At 61.4% G+C, this 678-nt stretch carries 1 pseudogene; it reads right to left on the reverse strand.

The features are described from left to right. Window positions 1-26 precede the first annotated feature (26 nt). A pseudogene (locus tag HX786_RS30975) lies at window positions 27-678 on the reverse strand (hypothetical protein); the annotation flags it as partial.

The following is a 678-nucleotide window of genomic DNA, read 5'->3' on the forward strand; positions in this document are numbered from 1 at the left end:
GTTCTGCCGGGTGTCAGGGAGTTCAGTTATGGCTTGTCCACATCATGGTACTCACCCCCATACCCATCCCCCACCCGCCAGATAATGTCGTGGTTCTCATTGGTCCATTCCGACGGTTTCAGCGAGTACTTGTAGTCCTCTGAGTTACGGTTATTCCCGTCCCCGATAAAGTCCGGGTGGTCCCGCCGATGGTCGCCCCCGCGGATACTCGACCGCGCATCCCACTCTTCCTTGCGGAAATCAAAAATGCTCTGGTCCTGCGGCGCATCCCGCTGGCCCCAGTCGGAGAGGTAGGTCTGCAACCACACGTATGCTTCATCCCCGTTGGGCTTGAGCAGCCCGTCCTGCTTGAAGTCCTGGATCTGGTCCCAGTTCTGCATCGAGATCTTGTGCAGCTTGTGGGACTGCACCGTGCTCAAGATCGCCCCGACAAACGACAACGCGCCGGAGATCAAGAAACCCACCGGTCCCAGGAACGGAATGATCCGCCCGGTCACCCCCAGCGTGCCCAGCACGCCGCCGGCCGCGCCCACCAGGCTGCTGACACCACCGGCCATCGACAGTGAGCCCGAGGCGATTTTCACCGGGTCTTTCTCGCGCACACCATCACGCAAGGTAAACGCCGCCTGCACCACACTGATCACGCCGCCTGCCACGTCGGTGGCCATGCCGATCACC

The organism is Pseudomonas sp. 21615526, from assembly GCF_013386245.1.
Classification (GTDB): Bacteria; Pseudomonadota; Gammaproteobacteria; order Pseudomonadales; family Pseudomonadaceae; genus Aquipseudomonas.